This is a genomic window from Undibacterium sp. Jales W-56 (assembly GCF_025548535.1).
Lineage (GTDB): Bacteria > Pseudomonadota > Gammaproteobacteria > Burkholderiales > Burkholderiaceae_D > Undibacterium.
The window spans coordinates 1222463-1247291 of record NZ_JAJLQW010000001.1 but is presented as its reverse complement, the minus strand read 5'-3'; the positions used below and the strand labels follow the sequence as shown (position 1 = coordinate 1247291).

Here is a 24829-nt window from a genome sequence, read left to right as displayed (position 1 = left end):
GCAGACATTCAATATTTTTCCACATTATGAAAAATAAGTTTCACATCATAAAATTTGGCGCTTACCTAAATTTCGTAAAGAAAATTTAGTTTCAAGGTAAACAGTGATTTGCACAGCTTGCGCTCAAATTTTGTCTGGAGCCTTTTATTGAATCAATATTTGATTTTGGACGCTACGCCGCCTGAAAACCACGGATACGACCAAGGAAGATGGCTCGCGGCCAATTAAGTCTGCAGGCAGTCTGACGTCACTCTACTCAAACAGGACTAAAACTTAGTTGCCCACCAGTTCATACCAGGGCGACAAGCGGTTAGCCTGAGTAACGCCGATGGCGGTGTCGGATGAATCAAGCTGAATCTCAAAACCGTTTTTGTTCTGTTTGACCAGCGCGGCGGGTAAAGCAGCCTCGCGTCGCCCTGAACCGTCCAGCGGAAACACTTTGATATTCTTCAAATGAGTTGGGAAAAATACCGTAGCCGCAACGCGCTCCAGCCAAACTGGCGCTTGCGCATCGCGAGGCCCCGAAGGTTTATTGGAATTGGCATCCGGCTCCAAGGTCCACCAACCGCTACTACCCGGATAAGGAAGCAATTGCTTAGGTCGTTCCGGAACAGCATTCGGCTGGCTCCCCATAACACTGGCAGCGACCGTCAACAATATCCTCTTTGATTTTGCCAGAATCTGCCCGTCACGGCTGGTTGCCGTAAGCAAGGCAAAACCTCTGCTTCCCCGGCTGAATTTAATCGCAAGTCCCGAATCTGAAATCGCTGGATTCATTACATCAGCGCGACCGAATCCTGCCCACATCAGACTATATGGAGTTATCACGCGAAGCTGTCCCGGATCAGGCGCATATTGCAACCCGCCTCCCGGCACCTGCCACGTGCCACCATGCGCAAGCCCCTCTTGCGCAGACTCTCGTTTATCCGCCTGGGTTTTGAATGGCAGCCTGCCTTGCCCAAGATAATGCATACCGATCCGCGCCGAAAATGCGTCCCGTGGATTAAGTCCATAGCGACTCAGTAAATAAGCAGGATAGGCAGACTCATCGCGCATGGCGGCAATCATCTGCCTGGCATCTGCAGTGAGTGCAATCGTTTTTTTCTCAGTTAAGGGCCGCACCTGAAACAAGCGAAACATCGCCGCCGCAGTACCTGTGCTTGCATACTTGGCCCAATCACCGCTCAGGCCAAAACTATCGGGAACAGAATTCCAAGTATCGCCGTCAATGTACTGAAAGAGAAACAGGCCGTCCCAATCCTGTGCGCTGGCAAACGCGGTCATGACGGGTACAATCTCGGCCCCCTGACGATTCGGATATGCCTGATTAAACTCGCTCAACACAAAGGGTTTGTTCACATTGCGGAAATAAGCTCTTTGCAATAGCTGCGGCCAGGCTTCTTTCAAAGCGGAGCTATCGCGGATGCGCCAGTCGTTTCTATCCCATGCCTGATGCGGAAAATCATAATGATCAACGTAAAAATGCTCGTCGACATAATCCATCGCTTCCTGTGCATCTGCATTCATCACCCCGCCGTAATACATTTGGGTACCGGTCAAAGCCACCAGATTACCGACCTCCGCACGAATGGTGCGACGCAAATTTTCAAGATATTGCCTGTCTGATTCAGTTAAAAATAAGGTGAAGTCCAATACGCGCAAACCAGCACCCTGCACATGAGGCTCAAAGGAATGTCCGAATATCTCGGGCGACTCCAAACCTAATTTAGCGATGCCCTTGCGTGCGAGTTTACGTAATTTACCGGACCAGTCATAGGTGCCTTCCAGCACGCTGGACTCCGCCGATTTCACCAATAAGCCACCCTGCCTGGGCAAATCGCAACTCCCCCACTGCTGGCACGCCGCTGCCATGCTGCCATAACGCTTGACGATCCAATGCTGCCACTGCAATTGCAGGAGGCGCTCGTATTCTCCCTTGATCGCATCGATATCACCGCGCTGCCATGCTCCCAGGAGAGAAGATTCGTTATTGATCTCTATCATTGCCAGGGCAGGATCATTATTCAACCCCAAGCGACGTAACAGTTCGCGGGCATATTCAAGCTGCAAAGCAATCATCCTGGGCTCAAACAAATGATAAGGATGACTGGCATATGGCATAGACTCATCCGGAGCCAGTGGCGTTACGCCATCGACTGCGGGACGGAAGCTGTAACCGACATGCAAATTCAGGTTGACGTAGATACCTTCGGCTCTCAAGGCGTCGATAAAGCTGCGCAAACGTAGCAGTGCCGTCGCATTAAAGCTGGGGAATGCGCCGCTGGTCAAAATACCTCTGGGCTTATCTTCGCTATCACTGAGTATGCTATCGAGATGATGCAACCTGACAGCGTTAAACCCGAGCTTGCGCAAACGCCTGGCAATCCGTGGCGCATCGGTTTCATTCGGAAAGTTTGCAGCGCTGCTGAGACTGATGCCAAAAAAACGAACCCTGGCATCGTCCGGCGTATTCGGCCTGCCATCGGCACCAACGCGATAAAAATGGGCGCCCTTGGTAAAAATCCTGTCTGCATCGGTCAGGCTGTGATTCAACCCGCTAAAATCTGGCGCGCCCGCTAACGCATCCTCATTGATAGAAAATGGATAGAAAGCTACTTCCGCCTGCGCCTGATCAGCACTACAAAAACCGAGCCCCAAGAACAGACTCAATGCCAAATGCCTGACATAACTGAACGGAGAGAGAGGCAAGCGGCGATAGAGAATAACCCAAAACATAATTTAAGGATTGAATGAGAGGCTCTTACAATAACGCAGAAAGACGCTTCCATGAACAGTGCAGCAGAAAATTAATCATCACCGACAACGAAGCGGTGCTTTCAAGGCACAATAGTGGATTACGATAAACAGGCAAATCAACGTAAGCCATGCAAGAACTCCCGGCCGCCAGCTACCAACAACAATATCCTCTGAACTGGATAGAAATTGCCGCCATCCGCTTGATGGTCGTCTGTTTCGTTTTATTTTCTTTACTGCCTTACGGCATATCCTGGGACTATCCCAGCACTTCAAATGCGAATATGGAAGGCTCACTGAATACTAAACTGGAATGGGGTAGCCTGTTTCTGATCTCTGCGATTTTGTTGATACGACATCTGCCGTTGACTTTGAGATACTTGCGCGTCATCAATCCCTTTTTACTGCTACTGATCCTGTGGTGTCTGGCATCCTCATTCTGGTCGCCTTTACCAGCCACCACCTTTAAAAAGGCGATGCAATTGCTAGGACTGGTCATGATCGCTCTGTCGATCCAATTATCGTCCCGTCCTCTGGATTTGTTTATCAACGATCTGAAGTACACCTTAACTGTAATTTTGATCGCCTCATTTTTTGTCGCTATTGCGATCCCCAGCATCGGTGTCGATGTGGAGCTTGGTCGCGCATGGCGCGGCATTTTGTCGCAAAAAAATGAATTAGGCCAGGCTGCCGCCTTCTGTATTTTGCTTTGGCAAGTCAGTGCCTTTGATGGCAGCACCTCAAGCCGCTCCATGCTACTGGCGATCCTGTTTAGTTTTTTTGTACTGATCATGTCAAAAAGCTCGACCAGTCTGGCGATTACCTTCTTGAGTTCAGGGCTTTTTCATCTATTGCGCAAGCCAAGGATAGCGTCAGCCTATTCAATGACACGAGCGAGCCTGACTATCGGCATAGTGATTTTGCTGATGGCGTTTGCGTTCTATATGTTTGAGTCCCGCCTGCCGACCTATTCCGAAATTAGCGCTCCCATAGCAGGTTTGTTTGGTAAAGGCTCGGATTTAACCGGACGCACCGATATCTGGCAATTAGTCGAACTGGAAATCGCACGTCACCAATGGATAGGCTTGGGTTATGGCGTTTTCTGGCTGGGACCGGGCAGCTTATCGCAATACGTGATTGATGCTTTGTTTTGGGTGCCGCTACAATCGCATAACGGTTATCTTGATATTCTGAATGAACAAGGATTAATCGGCCTGGGCCTGGCGATTCTGGTCCTGTGCAAACAATTGCAGCAATTATTCCTGATGAATTATGTGGATCGCTTACAAACAGCGTTTTGGGGAACCATCCTGATGATTGTTGTGGTGACGAATTTCACCGAGAGCAGCTTGTTTCGCGGCTTCGGATTTCAGAATGTATTTTTTATTTTTTCTTTAGTCACCGTCACCTCATCTCTGCAACGCTTAAAAGAAAACGCAACAGGCTCGATCAGCAGCTAATACTGCAAATAAAATCCGGGTACTTGTGTCTTCCGTTCCGCCAGGAATAATGCGCGTCAGGAAGCGCTGCCGTAAGCTTGGGACAGGCTACCGAACAGATAACTTAGCTTACCCGCCTGAGAAGCCAGAATACGCAGCCATTTGAACGACTGCAAGGGTTTAACAGCAAGCAATACGATCGCCAACACTGCCGCGACGAGCAACTGCATCGCGGCTCTGCTTGCCAGATAAGCCGCCCGGATAATGCGCGCCCCACCCTGCTGCATGGCGAGTTCTGTGCGCATAAATAATTGACCGGTGCGGTAAGAGCGTTGCAGCAGCCATTTTGCCTGCGCCCGTTCTAGCGGTATCCACTCATACACCGGCGCTTCATCGCACCACACCATACGGGCACCAGCGGCTTCGAGTTGACGGAACAAAATAGAATCCTCGCCGCCGGTCTTGCCGTAGGCGGCATCAAATGGACCGTTATGCGGTGGGCTGGCAGAGGCATCACATAAACGCATTAATGCGGTCCGGCGTACCAGTACATTACCGCTACGGGCATCGGTCTGCGTCACTGTCGTTCCCGTTACCAAACGACGGCGGTCAAAATAACCGCCTTGTTTTAGCCACTCTGCGACGCCGTCCGCATATTCAGCAAGAACCGGTGCAAAGACGACATCGGCAGTATGTTTCTGCTGGGTTTTTATAAGGCTGGAGAGCCATCCAGGTTCGGGGCGCTCATCGTCATCGATAAAGACGATCCACTCGCCCAGCGCCGCATGCACAGCGGCATTCCTGGCAAGCGAAATATTCGATTCAGCCAGCGCGACCGGCGTCAGGCGATCGCCAAATTGCGAGCGCGCCTCGGACAAGACCTGACTTGCCGATTGTGCGGGGTCGTTGTCAACCACCACGACCTGGATAGTCAGATGATCAGCCTCCTGCTGATGAATCGCATCTAATAAAACGCGCAGCAATACGGGCCGGCGAAATGTGCAAATACAGATGCTGATATCAAGCATATTTGCCACTAAGCGAAGAATCTAGTGCGTATTTTTTTCCACCAGCCCTGCCCAGGTTCCGCCGTTACCAGGTCATCTTCAGACTGGTTGTACACGGTGCCGAGTATCTTGACACCGGCAACCTGAAGATCCGTCATGGTTTGCTTGAGTAAATCAAGTTGCGTCTTGTCTTTTTTTGCCAGCACCAGTGCCGCACCCAGTTGATAGGCGACGATTTGTGCATCAGATGCCAGTGATGCCGCATGCGTATCAACGATAAAGGCATCGAATTGATCCCAACAAGTGGCGAGCACATTCTGGAGATTCGGTGTACGCACTATTTCGAGCGGATTGGGTGGTTTCGGACCTGCCGGCAGAATATGTAAATTCGGCATCAGTTTAATGATCGCGCTCTCGGCTGTGATACGGCCAGCCAGCACCGAAGACAAGCCATCCGGACGGTCCAGGCTAAAATAGCCCTCTTGCGCTGAATTCCGCAAGTCAGCATCGATCAACAAAGTTCGCCTGCCTAATTGAGAGAATGCGATGGCGAGACTGGCCGTCGTATAACTCTTTCCCTCGCCCTGGGCAGGACTAACAATCGCCACTTTAATTTTGTCTTGATGTTCAAATTTCAGCAAAAGCTCGCTACGCAGGCGGCGGATTTCTTCCGCCTCCAGGCAAAATGGGTAATGCAATATTTTGAGCGAGGCATGCGCCTTACCGGTCAGCAAATCTTTCGAGGCATAACCGAACTGCTCACCCAATGCCTGATCAAGCTGCATTTGCGTCAACAATCCCAAGGAGAGCGCCGCATCGCCAAACCGGAGATTTTTTTCTATTTGAGTACGGGCGATTTGCTCTATTTGCGCTTTAGTGAGCAAGCCCTTTTCAAGAAACAATTCGCCTAAACGACCAATTTTGGGTATCGCAACACCCTCGTCTTGTGCAGCCACTGCGGTCAAATGCTCTGACGGATATTTATCCATGAAAGCCTCTTAATTTATCGTTATTTTGTGACGTCACCGGTTGATCAAATAGTTTCTCTGCAAAACCGATTTTGGCTAACACGGGAACATCAAACTCTCTTACCAAGTCATCCACGCAGCGAACCTTGCGTTGCGATAATTCCAATAAAAATGCGACGCCGAATCCAAGCAGGACGCCGGCAATCAGGCCGAAAATTAAATTATTCCGCAAAAGCGGTTTGGACTGGCGCTCGGGCAATTCGGCCCACCGCATGACGGTGGCATTTGAAATCACGACATTACTCGTCATCAGTAGCTCATCAAATTTTTGGATGGCAGCGTTATAGATTTTCTGCACGCTGTCGAGCTGACGCTGATAGGAACTGATGACATCTCTATGTTGCTTGTTTTCCAATGTTCGTTTTTGATATCCGGCAAGATTTCCCTCTATGACTTTCTCTTCCTGTATAAACCGGTATTCATTCGATTTCAACGCATCCACTGCGGTAGCCGATTCTTTTTGCAGGCGTTCGTTCAAGGTCTTGATTTCCGCTTCGATCGCGATATAACGTGGATGCCTGGCCCCCAGGGAAGTCCTGGCATTCGCCAATTGCATCTCCAGCGTGCTGATACTCGCTTTCAAGCCGGATATATTGCCGATCCCGGCAATCTCAGGAATATCGGCGCCGCGATTGCCATTACGCATCAAGCGTTCAAGTAATTGTCGTTTCGTCTGCGCTTCGATTCTTGCCAGTTGGACATCGACCAGTTTGGCACTCAAATTACCCATTTGCTTGGAATCCAGATCCAGGCGCTCATCCGTATCGATAATCTGATGCTCTTGCTGATAAGTCGTCAGTTTTTTTTGCAGCTCATCCATCTGGCGACTCATGCTTTCTAGCTGGGCATTGTATTGATCGCGTCTGGCACGTGCCGGGGCATTCATCATTTCCAGCGACAAATCCATATACGATTTGACGACGGCATTCACAACGTCCTTGGCATGCTGAGGATCACCGGAGGCGTACTCGAGTTCAACGACCCGGCTACTTTTATGCGGCGTGACCTCTATATTTTTCACGATATCTTCCGCCAAGGCGCGCAAGCCGCGCTGCTGTCCGTATTTTTTGATATAACGCTGTCCTGTAGCGCTCTCTTCCAGTTTCAATAGGGCGATCACGCGTTCAGCAACCTGGACGCTCTTGATCACATCAAATTGGGTCTGCAGATAACTCTCATCCTGCATAGGGTGAAATTGACGTCCTCCGATAGGATCATTGATTCTGTAATCGATATAAAGGTCAGCAGATGCAATATAGGTTTTTGGTAAGAGCAGGCTGGCTATCGCCGCAACCGCGACCGCCAGTATCACAATGGCGGTAATGAGTCCGCGGCGGGCGCGCAGCATCGCGCCGACCTGGGCAAAAGAAAGTAATAAATCGCCGGGCAAATTTTGCTTCATGGTCCAGCCACTTTAAAACAGACGTTCATTGACGAATAGCACATCACCTGGCAGCACCTGATCGGTAATTTTTGCAGGAATTTCTTTTATTCCGCCATCTTCTGTTTTGCGATAGATCGTCATACGCCGGGTTGATCCCCGTTCGGTAACACCGCCGCCTATCGACAAGATGCGCATCACAGTCAAATCTTCTTCGATCGGGTAATTACCCGGCTTTCTGACTTCACCGTAAATATAAAAAGTCTTCTGCGCAGAGACAAATAAGACATCGTTTGGTAAAATTTTTTGGTTCAGCTTGTCTGGCGTCTGTTTGGTCTGCGGATCAATTCTCAAGGGAATATAGTCGATCGTTTCAGTGCCCGTTTGTCCTTGGCCTCGACGTATCACACTAACCCCCCTGTCAGCCCGGCCATTCAATCCACCAGCCAGGCTCAGTGCATCCAGCAGACTCAGCTGGCTAGGCAAGGGATAACGCCCAGGCCGTTGTACTTCACCTAATACAGAGAAAGTACGACTGAGCTGCTGCAATACTTTAATTACTACTTTCGGATTCCGTACATATTGTCCCTGCTCCAGTCTGCTGGCGAACAAGGCGGCAATTTCTGTTGCAGTTTTTCCTTTTGTGTCGATGACGCCAACCAAAGGCAAGGTAATCACGCCGCTCTCGCCGACAGTGACGTCGGCGGTCAGATCGGGCTGGCCGAATACCGTAACCAGCAGCTGATCGCCTTCGCCAATGACTTCGCGCGCGGAGATGGCGCCGTCGCTGACTTGCATTGACTCGGTCGCAATGGCTTTAGCTTTAGTTGCGTTCTCAGGTGAGATCTGCTCAGGGGATTTCAAGCTTAATGGGGAAGTAAGCTGCGCATGCGCAGGCAAACACAGACAGACAAGCAGCAAACAGGTTAATGTCTGGACTAATTGAAGGTAATTGATCTGGCGAAAAAGTGAAAAACTCATCTAAATGAATGCTCTGCAATGAAAGTACTCAATTCTATCTTGCAATAATAAAAGAAGATGCAAATTTTTGTCATGAAGGCAAGCTGAGCCACAAAGTAATATCAGCCCAGGCATGACACGATGCACCGGCAAATTTGATAACAATAATTAACTTTTGATTGATTGTTGATTCTATGCAAACTAAGTTAACATGAGAAAAACTTTCTCGTTTGCACAAAGAGATCCGACCGATCAGGTTTCATTCGAGAACACAAAGGTATCCGCATGGCGCATCCGCTAACACAATCCGAATTTACAATATCACCAGCAGCCATTCAAGTTCCCCATGCGCCGGACTACCCTGTACGCGTCGTGCCATTAGTCGTCATCGCGCCGGTTCGTGATGAGGCTGACCTGATCCAGCGCACATTGGACTCGATGGTAAAGCAAACGGTAAGACCTGTTGAATGGGTAATTGTAGACGATGGCTCACGCGACGCAACTGCGGAGATCGTCAAAACCTATGCCGAAAAATATAATTTCATCCGTCTAGTACAAAGACCCGATCGCGGCTTTCGCAAAGTCGGCGGCGGCGTAGTTGCCGCGTTCAAATATGGCGTCAGTCAGATACAGCACAGCGATTATCAATATATCGCCAAGCTGGACGGCGATATGTCGTTTGGCCCGCACTATCTTGAAATGATGTTCGGCAAGTTTGAGGAAAACAACAAGCTTGCGGCAGTGTCAGGAAAAGTGTATCGCGAAGAAGCAGGTCGAAAGATAGAAGAATTCATTATCGATGAGCATGTTGCAGGACAATTCAAACTCTATCGGCGTAATGCTTTTGAAGAAATTGGCGGCTTCGTTGAAGAAGTAATGTGGGATGGCATAGACGTTCATTCAGCACGAATGAAGGGCTGGTCAACCATGAGTTTTTATCATCCGGATGCCATACTGATGCATCATCGCCTGATGGGTTCATCAGATAAGAACGTATATCGCGGTCGCCTCCGATGGGGACGCGGTATCTGGTTCATGGGTTACCACCCGCTCTATGCACTGGCGTCGAGTGTTTTTCGTATGCGCGAAAAACCGTTTGTGATTGGCGGCATCCTGATTATGGCCGGCTATCTCGGTGCCGCGCTGAAAGGTGCGCCGCGTTACGACAATCTGGAATTTCGCCAGCATCTGCACCAATGGCAATTAGGACAAATTAAAGCCTTGTTCTTTAAAGGAAATCGATCTTGATCAAGACTGGGCAATTCATACTCTGGACTGCAAGCAAGGAACCGATTTTATGATGGGCCATGTTTCTCACGGTCGAGGCACACAACCATCGCAAATCGTGACAGCGCTGGTGGGAATCGCTTTTGGTCTCGCGGTAACAGTCACCTTAGTCGCCATCATTGATTATTACGGCAATACCGATCTCGATATATTCGGCTTACGTATATTTATTGCGGGACTGGCCAGCATCATCGCGTTTTCCAGTCACAGATTGCTCAACTCTCTGCAAGACCGTCGTTTTTTTTCACTCATTCCTACCCTGGCTATCCGCTGGTTAGTTGTCTTTACTTTGGTATTAATCAGTGCCTACGCCGACAAGAGCACCGAGCGCCTGTCTCGTGTGGTAATGCTGACCTGGCTGGTGATCACGCCGGCATCGTTGATGCTGACTGCTGCCAGCATCCGTTTGTTCGGCGCCCTTTTTTATTCCAACCCAGTGAGACGCCGTAAAGCGGTTTTAATCTGGTCTAATTCTGCGTGTGCGGATCTGGTTGAGTCATTGCGCAGAACGCCGTTAGCCGCCATTGATGTCGTCGGCTTTTTCGACAACCGCAACGACTCCAGGCCACCTAGCGGCCTCACCCGGTTAGGAGGGCTTGAAGACGTGACGGAATGGTTAGTTGACCCGAAAACGGGGCGCCTGACGGTGGACGTGGTTTTCATTGGTCTTAATACCGAAGAACCAGCGGAACTTGCTGAGATTATCGCTGTTCTGCAGGACAGCACAATATCAACTTATTTCGTCCCGGAATCACTGATCTTTGGCATGCCGGGAATACAACTCCGTGAAATGGCGGGCAAGCCGGTGCTGGCATCAACGGAAACACCGTTTATCGGTTTAGCAGCGCTACCAAAACGTATTTTAGATTTGATCGGCGCCAGTTTTGGTTTAATCCTGCTATCGCCTTTATTATTAACAATCGCCATCGGAGTAAAACTAAGTTCACCCGGTCCTATTTTCTTTAAACAAAAACGCTATGGTGTTGCGGGCAAACCGATCAACATCTACAAATTCCGCAGCATGAAAGACCACAACTCGGAAGGGCCGGTCATTCAGGCAACCCAGAGAGATCAGCGTGTCACCCGTTTTGGTCGTTTTATCCGGAGTACATCGATCGATGAATTGCCGCAGTTATTCAATGTACTGATCGGAAATATGAGCCTGGTTGGGCCAAGGCCGCATGCAGTTGAACATAACGAGCTGTACCGCAAGCTGGTACATGGCTATATGCTGCGGCACAAAATCAAGCCGGGCATCACAGGCTGGGCGCAAGTAAATGGCTTCCGCGGCGAAACCGAAACCCTGGAAAAAATGCAGCGCCGTGTTGATCTGGACTTGTATTACATCCAGCACTGGTCGGTGTGGCTGGACATCGTGATCCTGTGGCGAACGGTAGGCGTACTGTTTGGCGATAAAAACGCCTACTAGCTTACTAAATAAATGGACTTACGCAAAAACCGAAATCTCTCACCACAAAGACACGGAGACACAGAGGAAAGCAAAAGGAAAGGCTCAATGACGTATTGATGTTAAAACGAAGCCGCAAGCCGGGTGCGCCTGTTGGCACGAAATGCCTTTGAAAACCGCATCCAGTCAGCGGATTCAATGTGAACGCTGGTAAGCGGTTTACCGTTTTGCGTCAGTCCTGCTAAAGAAATTACACGTCGCGCTGATTCATCACGACAGAGCACAACTTATCTGGCAATCACTTGATTCATCTCTTGACGATTGCCAGAAAAATAGGATTGCCAGCTTTGATCCAACCCCGCCTCAATGACCATCTCAACCTGCATTGCCAGCGCACTATGAGCAATCGTCTTGAAAACAAATAGCCGGTAAACATGAGAGAGTTTGAATGACTCGGGATTCGCTACCATGATCCAGCGTTCTGCCCCTTCATTAAGTTTTTTCCACCAGGCCAATCGCGTCGTTTGCGGCAACTCGGAAGCAACCCGCGCTACCCAGCCCGCCTCCAGCATCTGCTGCAACAAACCATCAATCTCATCCAGTCCAAACCTTGTCTTGACCCGTATAGTCGCAACATCGACTGCCGCAACATCGCTGGTATTGCGCGCCTCATACAATACCCTGAGAATTTCCACGGCATCGATAAACGCACTGCCTGGCGCCGGGCTATGCCACCAACGCTCGTATTTAACGACGGGCAAAGCGGCTGCAATGACTGCGCCTATCAAGGTAATCAGCCATGACAAATAGATCCACACCAAGAAAATCGGTACCGCAGCCAGAGCGCCATACACCACGGTATAGGTCGGAAATTTAATCACGAATACCGCAAAAATACGCTTTGCAATCTCGAAAGCAAGCGCTGCGAATAAGCCGCCCCACGCCGCGTCGTGCCAATCTACCATCCGGTTCGGCACTGCCAGATATAACAAGGTAAAAGCAATGGTGGTAAAAAATACCGATATCAAAGTATAAAAAACACCGCCTATGAACGGCATAGTTCCTACCACGCCGCTGGTTGCGGTGAACAGATAAGACGTGACCGTGATCGAGACGCCAATCAACAAGGGGCCAAGCGTCACAATCGCCCAATACACCAGCACTCTTTGGGTTAAAGGCCTGGTACGCTTTACCTGCCAGATCTGGTTAAAGGATTTGTCGATCATCGCCATCGTGGTTACCGCCGTCACCATCAGGGCGACGCCACCGACAGCCGACAACCGCGTCGCTTTAGTGGTGAATTGCGTGAGGTAACCGAGTATCGTGCTGGAAATGTCTTTGGGCATCAGACTCTTAATAAAATACGCTTCCAGCGATGCCCTGAATGTATTAAACAAAGGGAAGGCGGTAAAAATCGCCAACGCAATCGTCAAGATCGGCACCAAAGCCAATACCGTTGTAAACGTTAAACTACCGGCTACCTGGGGTAAGCGCCCCTCACGCAAGCGTTGATTGGCAAACTGAAATAAGTTGCGAACCTGGTTCCAAGAAAATCTACGCATAAAATTCTTTGTTCCCACTTTACTCATCAATAAGGTCACAGTCTCAACACAATCACAACACAATAAAATCAAGAATCACATCAGCAGCACCGGAGATACCGGCTTCGATACCCGAGAAAAGCCAATCCGAAGATGGCTCCCACTGAAAAGCCCCATATAATAGCAAGCATGAACTCTCAACAACTAAGCATTCTCGTTTTATATTATTCACGCCACGGTAGCACCCGGAAAATAGCGGAATATATCGCCCAGGGCATAGAAAGCGTCCCTGGTTGCGATGCCCGCTTGCGCACCGTTCCTGCGGTGTCTGCTGTGACGCATGCAACCGAGCCGGACATCCCGGGCGACGGTGCACCCTATGTCGAATTATCCGACCTGGCCGAATGCGACGGACTGGCGCTCGGCTCCCCTACCCGCTTCGGCAATATGGCTGCCGCGATGAAATATTTTTGGGACGGCACGGCAACCCAATGGCTGTCCGGCACCTTAAGCGGCAAACCGGCTTGTGTATTCACTTCGACCGGCAGCATGCACGGCGGCCAGGAATCAACCCTGTTATCCATGATGTTGCCACTGCTCCATCATGGCATGCTGCTGCTCGGCATCCCGTATAGCCATCCGGAACTGATGCTGACCAGCACTGGCGGCAGTCCTTATGGAGCCAGTCATTGGGCTGGCATCGATGGCAAAACTGCGGTATCCGAAGACAGTAAAAAATTAGCCATTGCTCTGGGTCGACGCCTGGCAGAAACAGCAAAGAAATTGAAGGTCGAAGCGTGAATCCATCCAGACAATCTATTTATTACTACCTGACCTGCTTTAGTCTGATCGCATTGATTGTATTATTGATTTCATGGGAGACGCTGCTGGCGCCGTTAAGACCCGGTGGCTCATGGATGGTGCTGAAAGTGATCCCGATCTTGATACCATTGCGTGGCATTTTAAAAAAACAGATTTACACCATGCAATGGTCTTCCATGTTGATTCTGCTGTATTTTACAGAAGGCGTAGTCCGGGCATTCAGTGATAAAACATGGTTATCCAGCATGCTCGCGGGATTGGAAATAGCGCTTACCGTATTATTCTTTTTTGCCTGTGTTTTATATTTGAAACCGTATAAAAAAGCGGCAAGAGCAGCCGCTAAAGATCAACCCAAAGTAGAGTAAAGCCGATGAACCATTTCCTGAGCCTGTGCGAACAAGTCATTGGTAAAGAAAATATCATACTCAATGAGACTGAGGGACAGGCTTATGTCACCGATTGGCGCAAGCGCTTTAAAGGCAAAGCCTTAGCGATACTGCGGCCGGGAACAACGGAACAAGTCGCCCATCTGGTCAGGCTCTGCAATACTCACATGGTCACAATCGTGCCCCAAGGCGGCAACACCGGTCTGGTGTTAGGCAGCGTGCCGGACCAGAGCGGCAAACAGGTGGTCATGTCACTGACTCGCTTAAAGCGAATACGCCAGATTGATCCCATTAACAATACCCTGACAGTTGAAGCAGGCTGCCTGCTGGCAGAAGCACAAAATGCGGCCGGACAAATACAGCGTCTCTTTCCATTATCCCTGGCATCGGAAGGGAGTTGCACGATAGGCGGCAATCTCTCCACTAACGCCGGTGGCACCGGCGTACTGCAATATGGCAATGCCCGCGAATTGTGCCTGGGACTGGAAGTCGTCACTGCCAACGGTGACATTTGGGATGGCTTGCGCGGTCTCAGAAAAGATAATACCGGATACGATTTACGTGATCTATACATTGGCGCGGAAGGGACGCTTGGCATTATCACGGCCGCGGTCTTGAAACTATATCCGCAACCCAAAGCACAAGTCACCGCATTGGCCGCCGTCACATCACCGGATGCAGCACTGTCTTTGCTGGCACTCGCTCAGGCGCATGCCGGGGCAACACTGACTGCATTTGAATTGATGTCGGCCGTTTGTGTGGAACTGGTTCGCAAGCATTTCCCAGAGATAGCCGCACCGACGCTGACACCATCGCCGGAATATGTGTTGCTGGAGATATCCGATCATGAGTCCGAATCGCATGCAAATACTCTTTTAGAGAATCTGCTCAATAGCGCAATGGAATCCCATATTGTGACCGATGCAGTAGTCGCTACCTCATTGCAGCAATCAAAGGCGCTCTGGCATTTACGCGAACATATTTCTATGGCACAAGCGGCTGAAGGCAAGAATATCAAGCACGACGTATCTCTTCCGATTTCAGAAATTGCGCGCTTCGTAGAATCAACGAATGCCTTGCTTCAGGAGGCTTTTATCGGATGTCAGATGGTGATATTTGGTCACCTTGGCGATGGCAATTTACACTACAACGTGTCGCCGCCAAAGGATATGCCTGATAGCTCATTCATTCTGTACCAGGCAACAATCAATCAAATTGTGCATGATAATGTGCATCGGTTTGGTGGCTCGATTTCGGCAGAGCACGGCATAGGCATGCTCAAAAAAGAAGAATTGTTACGCTATAAATCACCATTAGAAATACAATTAATGCGTCATATTAAAGCGGCCCTAGATCCGCAAAACCTGATGAATCCCGGAAAAATTCTCTAACCAGAAAGAGTAAATTGCCATGCTGCCTGCTTTGCTGCAAAGAGTATTTTTTGCCTCGCTAGTCATCATTACCTTCATTAATACATCGCAAGCAGAAGCTTATAAATGCGACGTTAACGGCAGCATCAGTTATAGCCAGACTCCTTGTGTGGCAAACGCAAAACAGGCCATCATGGCTACGCATCAAGGCATCCCGCCTTACTCCGAGCAGAAGGCAAAGGAGATCGCTGCCCAGGAAAAATCTGAGGCAAATCGGCTTGCGCAATCACGGCACAAAACAGAAAATAAAAACGAAACAGAAATGAAAGCCATTGCTGCCCGCAATACAAAGAAAAAACAGCAATGCGATGAACAGCAATTGAAAATAAAGTGGGTAAAAGAGGATTTGGCGAACGCAAAACCTAAAGCCGAATCGCAAGCCCGTCAAAAAGTAAAAAGAGCCACCGAAAAGGCAGCTCTTGTGTGTGGAAGATAAGTTATCAAATCTTGAATTGAATTACTACTCAACTCAGAACTCCTCCCAATCGGTATCTGGTTTTTCGCTACGGCTTGATTTACCCGGACCCGGGTTGGCACTGGGTGCTGGCTTCGCTGCAATTTTCAATTTGCTTGCTTGAGATGATTTTTGTTGCGGTTTTTTTTCTGCACGTTTTGCGACAATCACAGGCGCTGCCATCGCCACATTCGATGTTTTGAAAATCCTGACCGTTTGCGCCAAAGCCTGGGCCTGCTCTTCCATGCTCTCTGCCGCTGCCGCTGCCTGTTCCACCAGCGCCGCATTTTGCTGGGTCATCTCGTCCATCTGGGTGATCGCCAGGTTGACTTGCTCAATCCCGGCGCTTTGTTCCTGACTGGCGGCGGTGATTTCGCTCATGATGTCGGCCACGTGCTGGACGCTGGTGACGATCTCGTCCATGGTCTTGCCGGCTTCATCGACCAGTTTGCCGCCCTGCTCTACCTTGTCCACAGAATCGTCGATCAGGGCTTTGATTTCTTTGGCGGCACTGGCGCTGCGCTGGGCGAGATTGCGCACTTCGGAGGCGACGACGGCAAAACCGCGTCCTTGCTCGCCGGCTCTGGCCGCTTCTACCGCGGCGTTGAGGGCGAGGATGTTGGTTTGGAAGGCGATGCTGTCGATCACGCTGATGATGTCGACAATCTTGCGCGAGCTGTCTTTGATCGAGCCCATGGTGCTGACGACTTGTCCTACTACGGTGCCGCCTTTGACTGCAACACTGGAGGCGGAGACCACCAGTTGGTTCGCTTGCCTGGCATTGTCGGCATTTTGACGGACCGTGCTGGTGAGTTCTTCCATCGAGCTGGCGGTCTCTTCCAGTGAGCTGGCCTGCGATTCCGTCCTGCTTGAGAGATCCGCGTTCCCTGAGGCGATCTCTTGCGAGGCCACTGTGATCGTTTCAGTTCCCTGCTTAATCTGCGAAACCGTATCGGTCAAATTAGTTTGCATCAACTTCAAAGACTGTAAAAGATCGCCGATTTCATCGCTGACATCGATATGAATATCATTCGTCAAATCGCCGCTGGCGATATTGTCGGCCACGCTGGCAGCACGTTTAATCGGCAAGGAAATGGTACGGGTAATATACCAGGCAGCAAAAATGCCGATGGCAAGGATGATGATACCGACCACAATCATCGTCGTCATCGAGACGCGATAATTGACCTGCGATTCGTCGTAGGTTAATTTCATCGCCTCCCTCTGCTGCTGTGCCAACTCGGTAAGTGCGATCATCCATTTTTCATGCGGCACTCCGAACTCAGTCTGCAACAATGATGCCGCGTCAAAATAATTCCCTTCAGCGACAAAGGATTTAATTTTGTTCACGAGCGACATCACAACTTGCTTTTGTTCAAAGGCTTTTGCCAGAGTCGATTTACCTTCCTGACCCTCTATGAGTTTTTTCGCGAGATCTTCAGATTTGCTGTAATTCTCGAGAATCTGAGCTAATTTTTTAGTCTCTCTTTCAGCCTCTGCCACATCGGTCGGCGCTGTCATTTTTCTCAGCACCAAAGAAAGCGCGCGACCTTGCTCCCGCATTTCAGTCGCAGCGCTCAGACTGGCAACTTTATTATTGAATATATAGTCCAGCGATCCGTGTTGCTGGCTTAAACGAAATATTCCCAAAGCCAATAAACCCAGCGCAAATAACAGTACCAAGCCAAAGCCAAGCGTCAGACGGGTGCCGATTCTGATGTTTGAGAGCAGTTTCATATAACCCTTTATGAAATATAGAATTTATTTGCCATGCCGATGGAGAATGCATTCTTGAAACCGATTGTTGTACTGGACGGTACTCTGGACGGCCATCTAAACCAGTGGCGCGTTTGAATAATTTGTCTCTTATTTGTTTCGTGAAGCACGATTTATTTATTACTCAATAGTATCACTGGAGAAATAAAATTTACCAGAACAGCATACTCGGCAGATTAAATTCTCAACCTGGGCAATTAATTCTTTTCCTACATTTACCATTAAATCAATATCAAATAGAAGGAAATGCGCTTAACTTAGTTTAGTTGGAGCCTTGATTATTTTAAACACCTTATAAAATTTTAGAAAAAAACTGACATAAAACACACACAAACAGTATCAAAATCGATGGAAATGGAATGAGAATAAAAATAAATTTGTTTAAAGACAGATTTTCCCCCATGACTTCCTACTCTCGCATATGCATGTTGCATTCGCTACTTGAGAATTTTCCAAGTAATTCCTCATATTAAAGCCTACAAAATTATGTCTCCAGTGTGACATTGATTGCGTCTGTTGTTATTTTTTTGATGTTCGAAGATGTCATTTCATAGTCATATTGCGTCGTTACCCTTCACGCCAGAAATTTAGATATTCGTCTGGTTACATTTCCAAATTCTTATTTCATGGCCGCTTCTTCTTGATAAGAAAAGCGATACATTTGCAAAAATTTTTTGAAGGAATCCTCTCGTGGCAACGCAATTTCGACTCACCCCTATTTGTTTGATTTTATTACAGGCTTTTGGCGTTTCTGCATATGCGCAAGAAACCCAGGATGATCAATCTAAGATTGTGATTTTTGGACGTGGTAAAACCCGCCAGGTACAAGACGTCACAAAGGCAGATTTACTTCAAACAGTTCCCGGCTCCAGTCCCCTCAAAACTTTAGATAAATTACCCGGCGTCTCTTTTCAATCGGCAGATCCTTTTGGCGCATATGAATGGTCGACACGTTTCAGCGTGCGCGGATTCAACCAAAACCAGATGGGATTTACATTAGATAACGTGCCGCTCGGAGATATGAGTTACGGCAATAATAATGGCTTGCACATCAGCCGGGCCATTTCATCTGAGAACATCGGTCGCGTCACTTTATCTCAGGGTGCCGGTGCGGTGGGAACGGCTTCGACCAGTAATCTGGGTGGAACAGTGCAATTTTTTTCATCGAACCCTACGGATGAAACAGGTTTTAGCGCAGCGCAAACAATAGGCAGCAACAGCACTTACAGAACTTTTGCACGAGTTGACACCGGATTGTTCGCAGGCGGCACCAAGGCCTACCTGAGCGTAACTCGTCAACGCGCTGAAAAATCAAAAGGTGTTGGCGCACAAGATCAAGATCAATTTAACTCCAAATTGGTCAATATTTTTGGTGAAAACAAATTTACCGCTTTCTTTAATTATTCCGACCGTCGCGAAACTGATTACCAGGACATGTCGATTGAAATGACAAATCGTCTTGGATACGACTGGGATAACTACGCTCCAGATTGGCAGCGCGCTGTTAATGCCGCAAAAGGCATTTATACAGGCAAAGTAAACAGTCTGGACGATGCATATTACTCAGCCAGCGGCCTGCGTAAAGACTACCTATTCGGTTCTACGCTAGAGAACAAACTAGGCAATTCAACTTATCTCAAAACAACTTATTATCACCACACCAATGAGGGACAAGGACATTGGTACACCCCTTATGTTGCATCAACCAATGGCATACCTATCGCAATCCGCACTACTGAATATTCCATCGGCCGCGATGGCATCATCGGCGACTTGACCTGGGATCTGAACAATCACTCGATCAATGCCGGCGTTTGGGCTGAACGTAGTCTGCATACGGTGACAAGAAATTTCTATGATGTGATTGATGGTCGAGATACGAATTATTTCCTGAAAAACCCGACTAGCACAGGCTTTAAACAAGACTTCACCACGACAACGACACAGTTGTATCTGCAAGATACTGTGTCTTTAATGTCGGATGACTTGAAATTGAATTTTGGATTTAAAACACCTAAAGTAACGATCAACGCCACCAGCTTAATTGGCACTCGGGCCTCAGGCCAGATCGTGGCATCAAAGACTTTATTACCGCAATTCGGACTGAATTATGCCTTGAACAAAAACGACGAAATATTCGCTAGTCTTTCCCAGAATATGCGCGCATTTCAGCCAGGTGTATCTGGTCCATTTTCACAATCACAAACTGCATTTAAACTAAGCTCTGCATCGATCAAGCCAGAAACATCGACCACCCTTGATCTTGGCTATCGTTTTAAGCATGATAGTTTCGTTGGATCTATCGCTGCATATTATGCAAAATTTGAGGATCGCCTGTTGTCCGTCGCTACTTGCGCAGGGATTGTTGGTTGTCCAAGTACATTTGTCAACGTCGGAAAAGTTGAGACTAACGGTATTGAAGCAGCAGCACTCTGGTCTCTGAATAAAGATTGGTCTTGGTTCAATTCTCTGACCTACAATAATTCTAAATATAAATCGAATTATTTAGATAATGGAAAAGTAGTTAACATCGAAGGCACGCAAGTTGTTGATTCTCCTAAGCTGATGTTGAAAACCGAGTTATCTTATGAGGCTGGGAACTGGTTCTCTAGAATCGGGGGCAAGTTCACGGATAAGCGCTTCTATAGCTATACAAATGATGCGCAGGTTCCATCCTATGTTTTGGCAAATTTGTCTGCTGGATATAAACAGAAATCATTCGCCGGTTTGAAAGATTTTTCTGTACAGGTCAATGTCGAAAATTTACTCAACAAACAGTACTTCAGCACTCTTGGTTCTAATGGATTTCCAAAATCGGATCCAACTGGCACGGAGCAAACTTTGCTTACAGGATCGCCGCGTCAGTTTTTTGTGACGGTCAGCGGTAAATTATAAAGTTAGTATCAATCTTAGATTAACAAACCGGAGCAAATTTGCTCCGGTTTGTTTTTAAATTTCCCAATCAAATAACTTTCTCCCGCCCTACTCCACCAGCCGCTTATTTCTTTTCGCTGAGGATGTAGAAACAGGCACTGTCATTAAAGTGTCATATCTTTGTGAAATGATGGCAGGTTAAATTATTGCCAATCGAGGGGAAATAAATGATATCGAAAATGAGATTAAGCGGAGGCCTAATCATCCTCATGTCCTCGTTAGTATGTCAACTAAGTCTAGCTTCGGAAAAATTACGCCTGCTGACATGGGCAGACTATGCGCCAAGAGAGATTACCGAACAATTTACCAAAGAAACTGGCATCACAGTTGAAGTAACCATCTCTAACAATGAAGAGATGATTTCAAAATTGCGCGCAACCGGTGGTGCCGGGTTCGACCTGGTGCAACCGAGCCAGGACAGGATTGTCGGTCCGTTATCAGAGTTCGGAATTTATAAACCGATTGATTTTAGCAAAATCAATACGGATCATTTTTTGCCAGAAATGCTCGAGTCAGCAAAGAAGGTCACTACGTTCAAAGGTAAATATTTTGGCGTTCCCTTTTTCTGGGGAACAGATGGACTTGTGGTAAATAGCAAAGCCAAAATTACCGACTATAGCGATTTATGCAAACCTGAATATTTAGGGAAAGTCGCTGTCAGGCTGAAGCGTCCCACCTTGATTGGAATCGCGTTTTCAATGGGACAAGATCCGTTCAAGGCGTACAACAATCCGAAACAGTACGAGCAGATCATGCAGACCGCAGGTGAAAAAATGATGTCCTGCAAAAAGAATTATAAATATTTTTGGGAAAGTAAAGATCAACTTCTCAACGATCTCCGTAGCGGCGAGCTGGTTGCAGCGCAAATGTGGGATAGCGGTGGCTGGAAATTAAATGCAGAAAATCCCCTCTTGCGTTTCGTTGCGCCTAAATCAGGCGCTCTCGGCTGGGTCGACAGTTATGCGCTGCCATCAAAAGGTAAAAATGATGCAGCCGCCTATGCCTGGATTAATTTCGTTTCACGCCCGGAGATTGCCGCCCGAATGGCAAAACTTGCCGGCAGTTTCACGGCAGTTAAAGGCGCCGAAAATTTTATGGATCCAAAAATGAAGTCACAGCTGAATGAGTCATTCTCACCTGAGGCTTTTAAAAATATCAAATGGTATCCATCCATTCCTCCTGGCCTGGAAGAAATTGACGGAAAAATTCTTGACCGGGTAAAGGCAAGCTTCTAAGTACCAGTGCTTGTTAACCGGTCCTGGATTTGCCTGATTTTTATTTTTAAATTAGCAGTTAAATCGCCCTATTAAGCTTACATGAGCAATACGTCAAACAAAGATATTGATCTAGCCATTCGTAATGTCACTAAACAATATACTTACCAAGGCAAAATATTCACTGCGGTAGATAAGGTTTCGCTAGAAGTTCCCAAGGGCGCATTTTGCTCTATTCTCGGCCCTTCCGGATGTGGCAAGACTACGCTGCTCCGCATGATTGCCGGTTTCATTGAGCCGGATCATGGTGATATTTTGATCGGCAATAAAAGTATGATGGATGTTGCTCCAAACAAGCGTCCGGTCAATATGATCTTCCAGCACCTTGCCTTATTCCCAATGATGACTGTTGGCGAAAACGTTGCGTACGGCCTAATGAGAAGAAACGAGAAGCGTTCGGACATTCTTCAAAAAGTCAAAAATATGCTTGGCAGAGTAGGTCTGCCTGGTGCTTCAGACAAACGCATAGATCAATTATCTGGCGGGCAAAAACAGCGGGTGGCGATTGCACGATCGTTGATTTTAGATCCTACATTGTTGTTGCTGGATGAGCCCTTAGGTGCCTTAGATCTGAAATTACGAGAGCATATGAAACTGGAGCTGAAGCAACTCCAGGCTGAAATCGGTACGACTTTTATTTATATTACCCATGATCAGTCGGAGGCCTTAGTCATGTCCGACTTCATTGGTGTCATGAACAAAGGGCGATTTGAGCAATTGGGCTCACCGCAGGATTTGTACTATCGCCCTAATTCAGCATTCGTCGCGAGTTTTGTTGGAAATAACAACGGTCTTTCTGGCTACACGTCGGAGAAAGTTGGCGATCAATATAAGATTGATGTCGGATCCGGCGTTTGCTTACGAGCGATATCAACATACAACTTAACCGTCAGGCAGCCAATTTCTGTTTTTTTACGTCCGGAACATATTGACATATCGAGAACAAAAGCATTCGCAAAAGATTATGCCAATCAGCTCTCAGGAAAAATTGCCGACATTTTATTTGATGGTGCAAACTCAACAATATTCGTTGATATTTCCGGAACCGGACTCTCTTTAAAAGTAGCCTTACCTCATACCGGGCTAGATATGTCACTTGTTCCTGGCGAACAAGTATTTCTAGGCATATCTGCTGAACATGTTCTGGCTTTTCCGGTATAGCAATCTGCATTTAAATGAACAATCAAAAAACATCTCCCCTACTCATCTGGCTTTTGTTAGTTCCCGCATTGATGTGGTTGTTCATGCTGATCATTTTTCCGCATATTGAAATGCTGACCCTGTCAATGCAGGAGCGAATTGCTCCTCAGGAATATCAATATGGGATAAAGCAATATGCGACATTTTTCAATGAGCCTTTATATTGGAGAACTTTTTTACGGACTGCATGTATGTCTGTCATCGCCACGTTGTTCACATTCATTCTGGCTTTTCCTGTTGCCTGGTATATCGCAAAAATTGCTAAAAATCGCTCAAAATTGTTTTTGATGACGATTGTCGTTTTACCGTTCTGGGTCAGTGAAATGGTCAGAACATTAGGCTGGATTATTCTACTTCGCAGCAATGGCGTAATCCCCCAGATTTTATATAAATTGGGCGTCACTGAGCAGCCTGTTGAACTTTTATACGCCGATGGAACGGTGCTACTCGGTTTGGTGTATTCATCGCTTTTATTTATGCTTGTACCTTTAATCAATGCACTGGAAACTTTAGACGACAGCCTGGTTGAAGCTGCCTATGATCTCGGTGGAAACCGTTTCAATATACTGCGTCAAATCGTGATTCCTCATGCAGCGCCGGGGATTGCTGCCGGCAGTATCATGGTATTCATGCTTACCTTAGGTAATTACCTGACACCGGTGCTGCTTGGCGGAAAAAATTCAATGTGGTTCACTGAACAAATTTATACACAGTTCATTACCCGCTTTAATTGGCCGCAAGGCGCCGCGCTTGCTTTTATCTTACTGAGTTTATCCAGTCTATTAGTCTGGATTGGGCTTAAGTTGAGTGGTCAGTCTTTTGATGACGTAATGAGGCGAGCATGATCCACAGCATTTCTCAATCTAATTGGCTTAAAAGAGGAAGGGCTAGCTATCTGGCTGTCTTTTTTATCTTTCTTTTTTTACCGTTGCTGGTCGTCGCACTCTTCGCCTTTAATAATGCGCCATACCCAATGCCGCCCTGGCAAGGATTTACCTGGGATTGGTTTTTTGGAGCAACTTATCAAAGTCGCGTTGGATTATTTTATGACGAGGAGATAAGAAATAGTTTGCTGAATAGCCTCAAGGTAGCTACGGGAGTAACATTTTTTAGCGTCATTGTGGGTACTGGCAATGCATTCTTGCTGGAGAGATGTCAATTTCGCGGCCAGAAAATTTTGTCGCAAATGATGCTTATTCCCTTGGTGATTCCCGGCGTCATCTTAGGGATTTCAATTCTCTCTTTTATGAGCAGATTGGCGCAATTTGCCGATGATACTTTTGGTTGGGAATTGGAATTTTTACGACCCGGATTATTTCTGGTGGCGGTTGGACAATTTTCCTATATCGTCTCAATTTCAAGTTTGACTATAAGCGCCCGATTGAAGCGACTCGATATCAGCCTGGAAGAGGCGGCAATGGACTTAGGCGCCAGTAAAATCGCCATATTTTCCACCATTACTTTACCTTACCTTCAACCTGCAATTATCGGCGCTATGATGATGGCGTTCTTACTCTCGTTTGAAAATTTCAATACGACTTATATGTTAGTCGGTAGCGATGCTCCATTAACTGTGCTGCTGTATGGTCGCATGAAGGAAGGTGCCACGCCGGTTGTCAATGCCGTCAGTTTAATGATGATGGTAATGTCGGGGGTCATTTCAATCGTTCTGTATTTAGGCCGGACCAAGGGTAAAGAATAAATTTTCTTCAAAAGCGTGCTGGCAATAAAGTCGGCACGCTTATGTA

The 24829-nt window shown here is 47.7% G+C and carries 19 protein-coding genes; 12 read left to right on the top strand and 7 right to left on the bottom strand.

The window, feature by feature from the left end; all coding sequences use genetic code 11:
* Nucleotides 1–273: 273 nt before the first annotated feature.
* Nucleotides 274–2736 (bottom strand): capsular biosynthesis protein, encoded by a 2463-nt coding sequence (locus LPB67_RS05665; protein WP_262836071.1) that lies wholly within the window; start codon nucleotides 2734–2736, stop codon nucleotides 274–276.
* A gap of 149 nt (nucleotides 2737–2885) precedes the next feature.
* Between LPB67_RS05665 and LPB67_RS05660 the strand changes: the two genes are divergently transcribed.
* Entirely contained in the window at nucleotides 2886–4214 is a 1329-nt protein-coding gene (locus LPB67_RS05660) for an O-antigen ligase family protein (protein WP_262836070.1), read from the top strand.
* A gap of 56 nt (nucleotides 4215–4270) precedes the next feature.
* On the opposite strand, the gene LPB67_RS05655 is transcribed toward LPB67_RS05660, so the two are convergent.
* Genes LPB67_RS05655 through LPB67_RS05640 form a run of 4 tightly spaced genes read right to left on the bottom strand, consistent with a single transcriptional unit; the run spans nucleotide 4271 to nucleotide 8590 of the window.
* Nucleotides 4271–5221: a glycosyltransferase family 2 protein gene (locus LPB67_RS05655; RefSeq protein ID WP_262836068.1), complete on the bottom strand. Its 951-nt coding sequence runs from the start codon at nucleotides 5219–5221 to the stop codon at nucleotides 4271–4273.
* Between the two features lie 8 nt (nucleotides 5222–5229).
* Nucleotides 5230–6189 carry a polysaccharide biosynthesis tyrosine autokinase gene (locus LPB67_RS05650; protein ID WP_262836067.1) on the bottom strand — a complete coding sequence of 320 codons (960 nt, stop codon included), beginning with the start codon at nucleotides 6187–6189 and terminating at the stop codon, nucleotides 5230–5232.
* A complete protein-coding gene (locus LPB67_RS05645; RefSeq protein ID WP_262836066.1) occupies nucleotides 6182–7630 on the bottom strand; it encodes a Wzz/FepE/Etk N-terminal domain-containing protein in 1449 nt (482 codons plus the stop codon). Before LPB67_RS05645 ends, LPB67_RS05650 begins: the two co-directional genes overlap by 8 nt.
* A gap of 12 nt (nucleotides 7631–7642) precedes the next feature.
* Entirely contained in the window at nucleotides 7643–8590 is a 948-nt protein-coding gene (locus LPB67_RS05640) for an SLBB domain-containing protein (protein ID WP_262836065.1), read from the bottom strand.
* Between the two features lie 264 nt (nucleotides 8591–8854).
* Here LPB67_RS05640 and LPB67_RS05635 point away from each other — a divergent pair, with 264 nt between their 5' ends.
* A complete protein-coding gene (locus LPB67_RS05635; RefSeq protein ID WP_262836064.1) occupies nucleotides 8855–9817 on the top strand; it encodes a glycosyltransferase in 963 nt (320 codons plus the stop codon).
* 49 nt (nucleotides 9818–9866) lie between these two features.
* A complete protein-coding gene (locus LPB67_RS05630; RefSeq protein WP_262836063.1) occupies nucleotides 9867–11285 on the top strand; it encodes an undecaprenyl-phosphate glucose phosphotransferase in 1419 nt (472 codons plus the stop codon).
* Between the two features lie 266 nt (nucleotides 11286–11551).
* Here the strand turns inward: LPB67_RS05630 and LPB67_RS05625 are convergent, their stop codons facing one another.
* The gene (locus LPB67_RS05625; RefSeq protein WP_262836062.1) at nucleotides 11552–12826 is read right to left on the bottom strand and encodes a YihY family inner membrane protein; all 1275 of its coding nucleotides are present in this window, start codon (nucleotides 12824–12826) and stop codon (nucleotides 11552–11554) included.
* Between the two features lie 168 nt (nucleotides 12827–12994).
* On the opposite strand from LPB67_RS05625, the gene wrbA reads away from it, so the two are divergent.
* Genes wrbA through LPB67_RS05605 form a run of 4 tightly spaced genes read left to right on the top strand, consistent with a single transcriptional unit; the run spans nucleotide 12995 to nucleotide 15879 of the window.
* Nucleotides 12995–13606 carry an NAD(P)H:quinone oxidoreductase gene (wrbA, locus tag LPB67_RS05620; RefSeq protein ID WP_262836061.1) on the top strand — a complete coding sequence of 204 codons (612 nt, stop codon included), beginning with the start codon at nucleotides 12995–12997 and terminating at the stop codon, nucleotides 13604–13606.
* Nucleotides 13603–13992, top strand: a complete 390-nt coding sequence (locus tag LPB67_RS05615) for a DUF2069 domain-containing protein (protein WP_262836060.1) — start codon at nucleotides 13603–13605, stop codon at nucleotides 13990–13992. The genes wrbA and LPB67_RS05615 overlap by 4 nt, the downstream gene beginning before the upstream one ends.
* 5 nt (nucleotides 13993–13997) lie before the next feature.
* The gene (locus tag LPB67_RS05610) at nucleotides 13998–15404 is read left to right on the top strand and encodes an FAD-binding oxidoreductase (protein WP_262836059.1); all 1407 of its coding nucleotides are present in this window, start codon (nucleotides 13998–14000) and stop codon (nucleotides 15402–15404) included.
* Nucleotides 15405–15423: 19 nt separating this feature from the next.
* On the top strand, nucleotides 15424–15879 hold the full coding sequence (locus LPB67_RS05605) for a hypothetical protein (RefSeq protein ID WP_262836058.1): 456 nt from the start codon (nucleotides 15424–15426) through the stop codon (nucleotides 15877–15879).
* Nucleotides 15880–15912: 33 nt separating this feature from the next.
* Here LPB67_RS05605 and LPB67_RS05600 read toward each other — a convergent pair whose 3' ends face one another.
* A complete protein-coding gene (locus tag LPB67_RS05600; protein ID WP_262836057.1) occupies nucleotides 15913–17634 on the bottom strand; it encodes a methyl-accepting chemotaxis protein in 1722 nt (573 codons plus the stop codon).
* Between the two features lie 729 nt (nucleotides 17635–18363).
* On the opposite strand from LPB67_RS05600, the gene LPB67_RS05595 reads away from it, so the two are divergent.
* The 5 genes from LPB67_RS05595 to LPB67_RS05575 all read left to right on the top strand — a co-directional run bounded on the left by LPB67_RS05595 (nucleotide 18364) and on the right by LPB67_RS05575 (nucleotide 24783).
* Nucleotides 18364–20568 (top strand): TonB-dependent receptor, encoded by a 2205-nt coding sequence (locus tag LPB67_RS05595; RefSeq protein ID WP_262836056.1) that lies wholly within the window; start codon nucleotides 18364–18366, stop codon nucleotides 20566–20568.
* A 248-nt stretch (nucleotides 20569–20816) separates the two neighbouring features.
* Nucleotides 20817–21842, top strand: coding sequence for an extracellular solute-binding protein (locus LPB67_RS05590; RefSeq protein WP_262836055.1), 1026 nt, complete (start codon nucleotides 20817–20819; stop codon nucleotides 21840–21842).
* Between the two features lie 81 nt (nucleotides 21843–21923).
* Nucleotides 21924–23042, top strand: coding sequence for an ABC transporter ATP-binding protein (locus LPB67_RS05585; RefSeq protein WP_262836054.1), 1119 nt, complete (start codon nucleotides 21924–21926; stop codon nucleotides 23040–23042).
* Nucleotides 23043–23056: 14 nt separating this feature from the next.
* Nucleotides 23057–23926, top strand: coding sequence for an ABC transporter permease (locus LPB67_RS05580; RefSeq protein WP_262836053.1), 870 nt, complete (start codon nucleotides 23057–23059; stop codon nucleotides 23924–23926).
* Nucleotides 23923–24783 carry an ABC transporter permease gene (locus LPB67_RS05575; protein ID WP_262836052.1) on the top strand — a complete coding sequence of 287 codons (861 nt, stop codon included), beginning with the start codon at nucleotides 23923–23925 and terminating at the stop codon, nucleotides 24781–24783. Before LPB67_RS05580 ends, LPB67_RS05575 begins: the two co-directional genes overlap by 4 nt.
* Nucleotides 24784–24829: the final 46 nt, after the last annotated feature.

Bases quoted from the DNA above. Each gene is read 5' to 3' on its own strand.
- LPB67_RS05645 (WP_262836066.1), bottom strand. From the start codon at position 7,630: ATGAAGCAAAATTTGCCCGGCGATTTATTACTTTCTTTTGCCCAGGTC.
- LPB67_RS05610 (WP_262836059.1), top strand. From the start codon at position 13,998: ATGAACCATTTCCTGAGCCTGTGCGAACAAGTCATTGGTAAAGAAAAT.
- LPB67_RS05585 (WP_262836054.1), top strand. From the start codon at position 21,924: ATGAGCAATACGTCAAACAAAGATATTGATCTAGCCATTCGTAATGTC.
- wrbA (WP_262836061.1), top strand. From the start codon at position 12,995: ATGAACTCTCAACAACTAAGCATTCTCGTTTTATATTATTCACGCCAC.
- LPB67_RS05655 (WP_262836068.1), bottom strand. From the start codon at position 5,221: ATGCTTGATATCAGCATCTGTATTTGCACATTTCGCCGGCCCGTATTG.
- LPB67_RS05580 (WP_262836053.1), top strand. From the start codon at position 23,057: ATGAACAATCAAAAAACATCTCCCCTACTCATCTGGCTTTTGTTAGTT.
- LPB67_RS05630 (WP_262836063.1), top strand. From the start codon at position 9,867: ATGATGGGCCATGTTTCTCACGGTCGAGGCACACAACCATCGCAAATC.
- LPB67_RS05665 (WP_262836071.1), bottom strand. From the start codon at position 2,736: ATGTTTTGGGTTATTCTCTATCGCCGCTTGCCTCTCTCTCCGTTCAGT.
- LPB67_RS05650 (WP_262836067.1), bottom strand. From the start codon at position 6,189: ATGGATAAATATCCGTCAGAGCATTTGACCGCAGTGGCTGCACAAGAC.
- LPB67_RS05640 (WP_262836065.1), bottom strand. From the start codon at position 8,590: ATGAGTTTTTCACTTTTTCGCCAGATCAATTACCTTCAATTAGTCCAG.
- LPB67_RS05605 (WP_262836058.1), top strand. From the start codon at position 15,424: ATGCTGCCTGCTTTGCTGCAAAGAGTATTTTTTGCCTCGCTAGTCATC.
- LPB67_RS05600 (WP_262836057.1), bottom strand. From the start codon at position 17,634: ATGAAACTGCTCTCAAACATCAGAATCGGCACCCGTCTGACGCTTGGC.
- LPB67_RS05590 (WP_262836055.1), top strand. From the start codon at position 20,817: ATGTCCTCGTTAGTATGTCAACTAAGTCTAGCTTCGGAAAAATTACGC.
- LPB67_RS05575 (WP_262836052.1), top strand. From the start codon at position 23,923: ATGATCCACAGCATTTCTCAATCTAATTGGCTTAAAAGAGGAAGGGCT.
- LPB67_RS05660 (WP_262836070.1), top strand. From the start codon at position 2,886: ATGCAAGAACTCCCGGCCGCCAGCTACCAACAACAATATCCTCTGAAC.
- LPB67_RS05635 (WP_262836064.1), top strand. From the start codon at position 8,855: ATGGCGCATCCGCTAACACAATCCGAATTTACAATATCACCAGCAGCC.
- LPB67_RS05625 (WP_262836062.1), bottom strand. From the start codon at position 12,826: ATGCGTAGATTTTCTTGGAACCAGGTTCGCAACTTATTTCAGTTTGCC.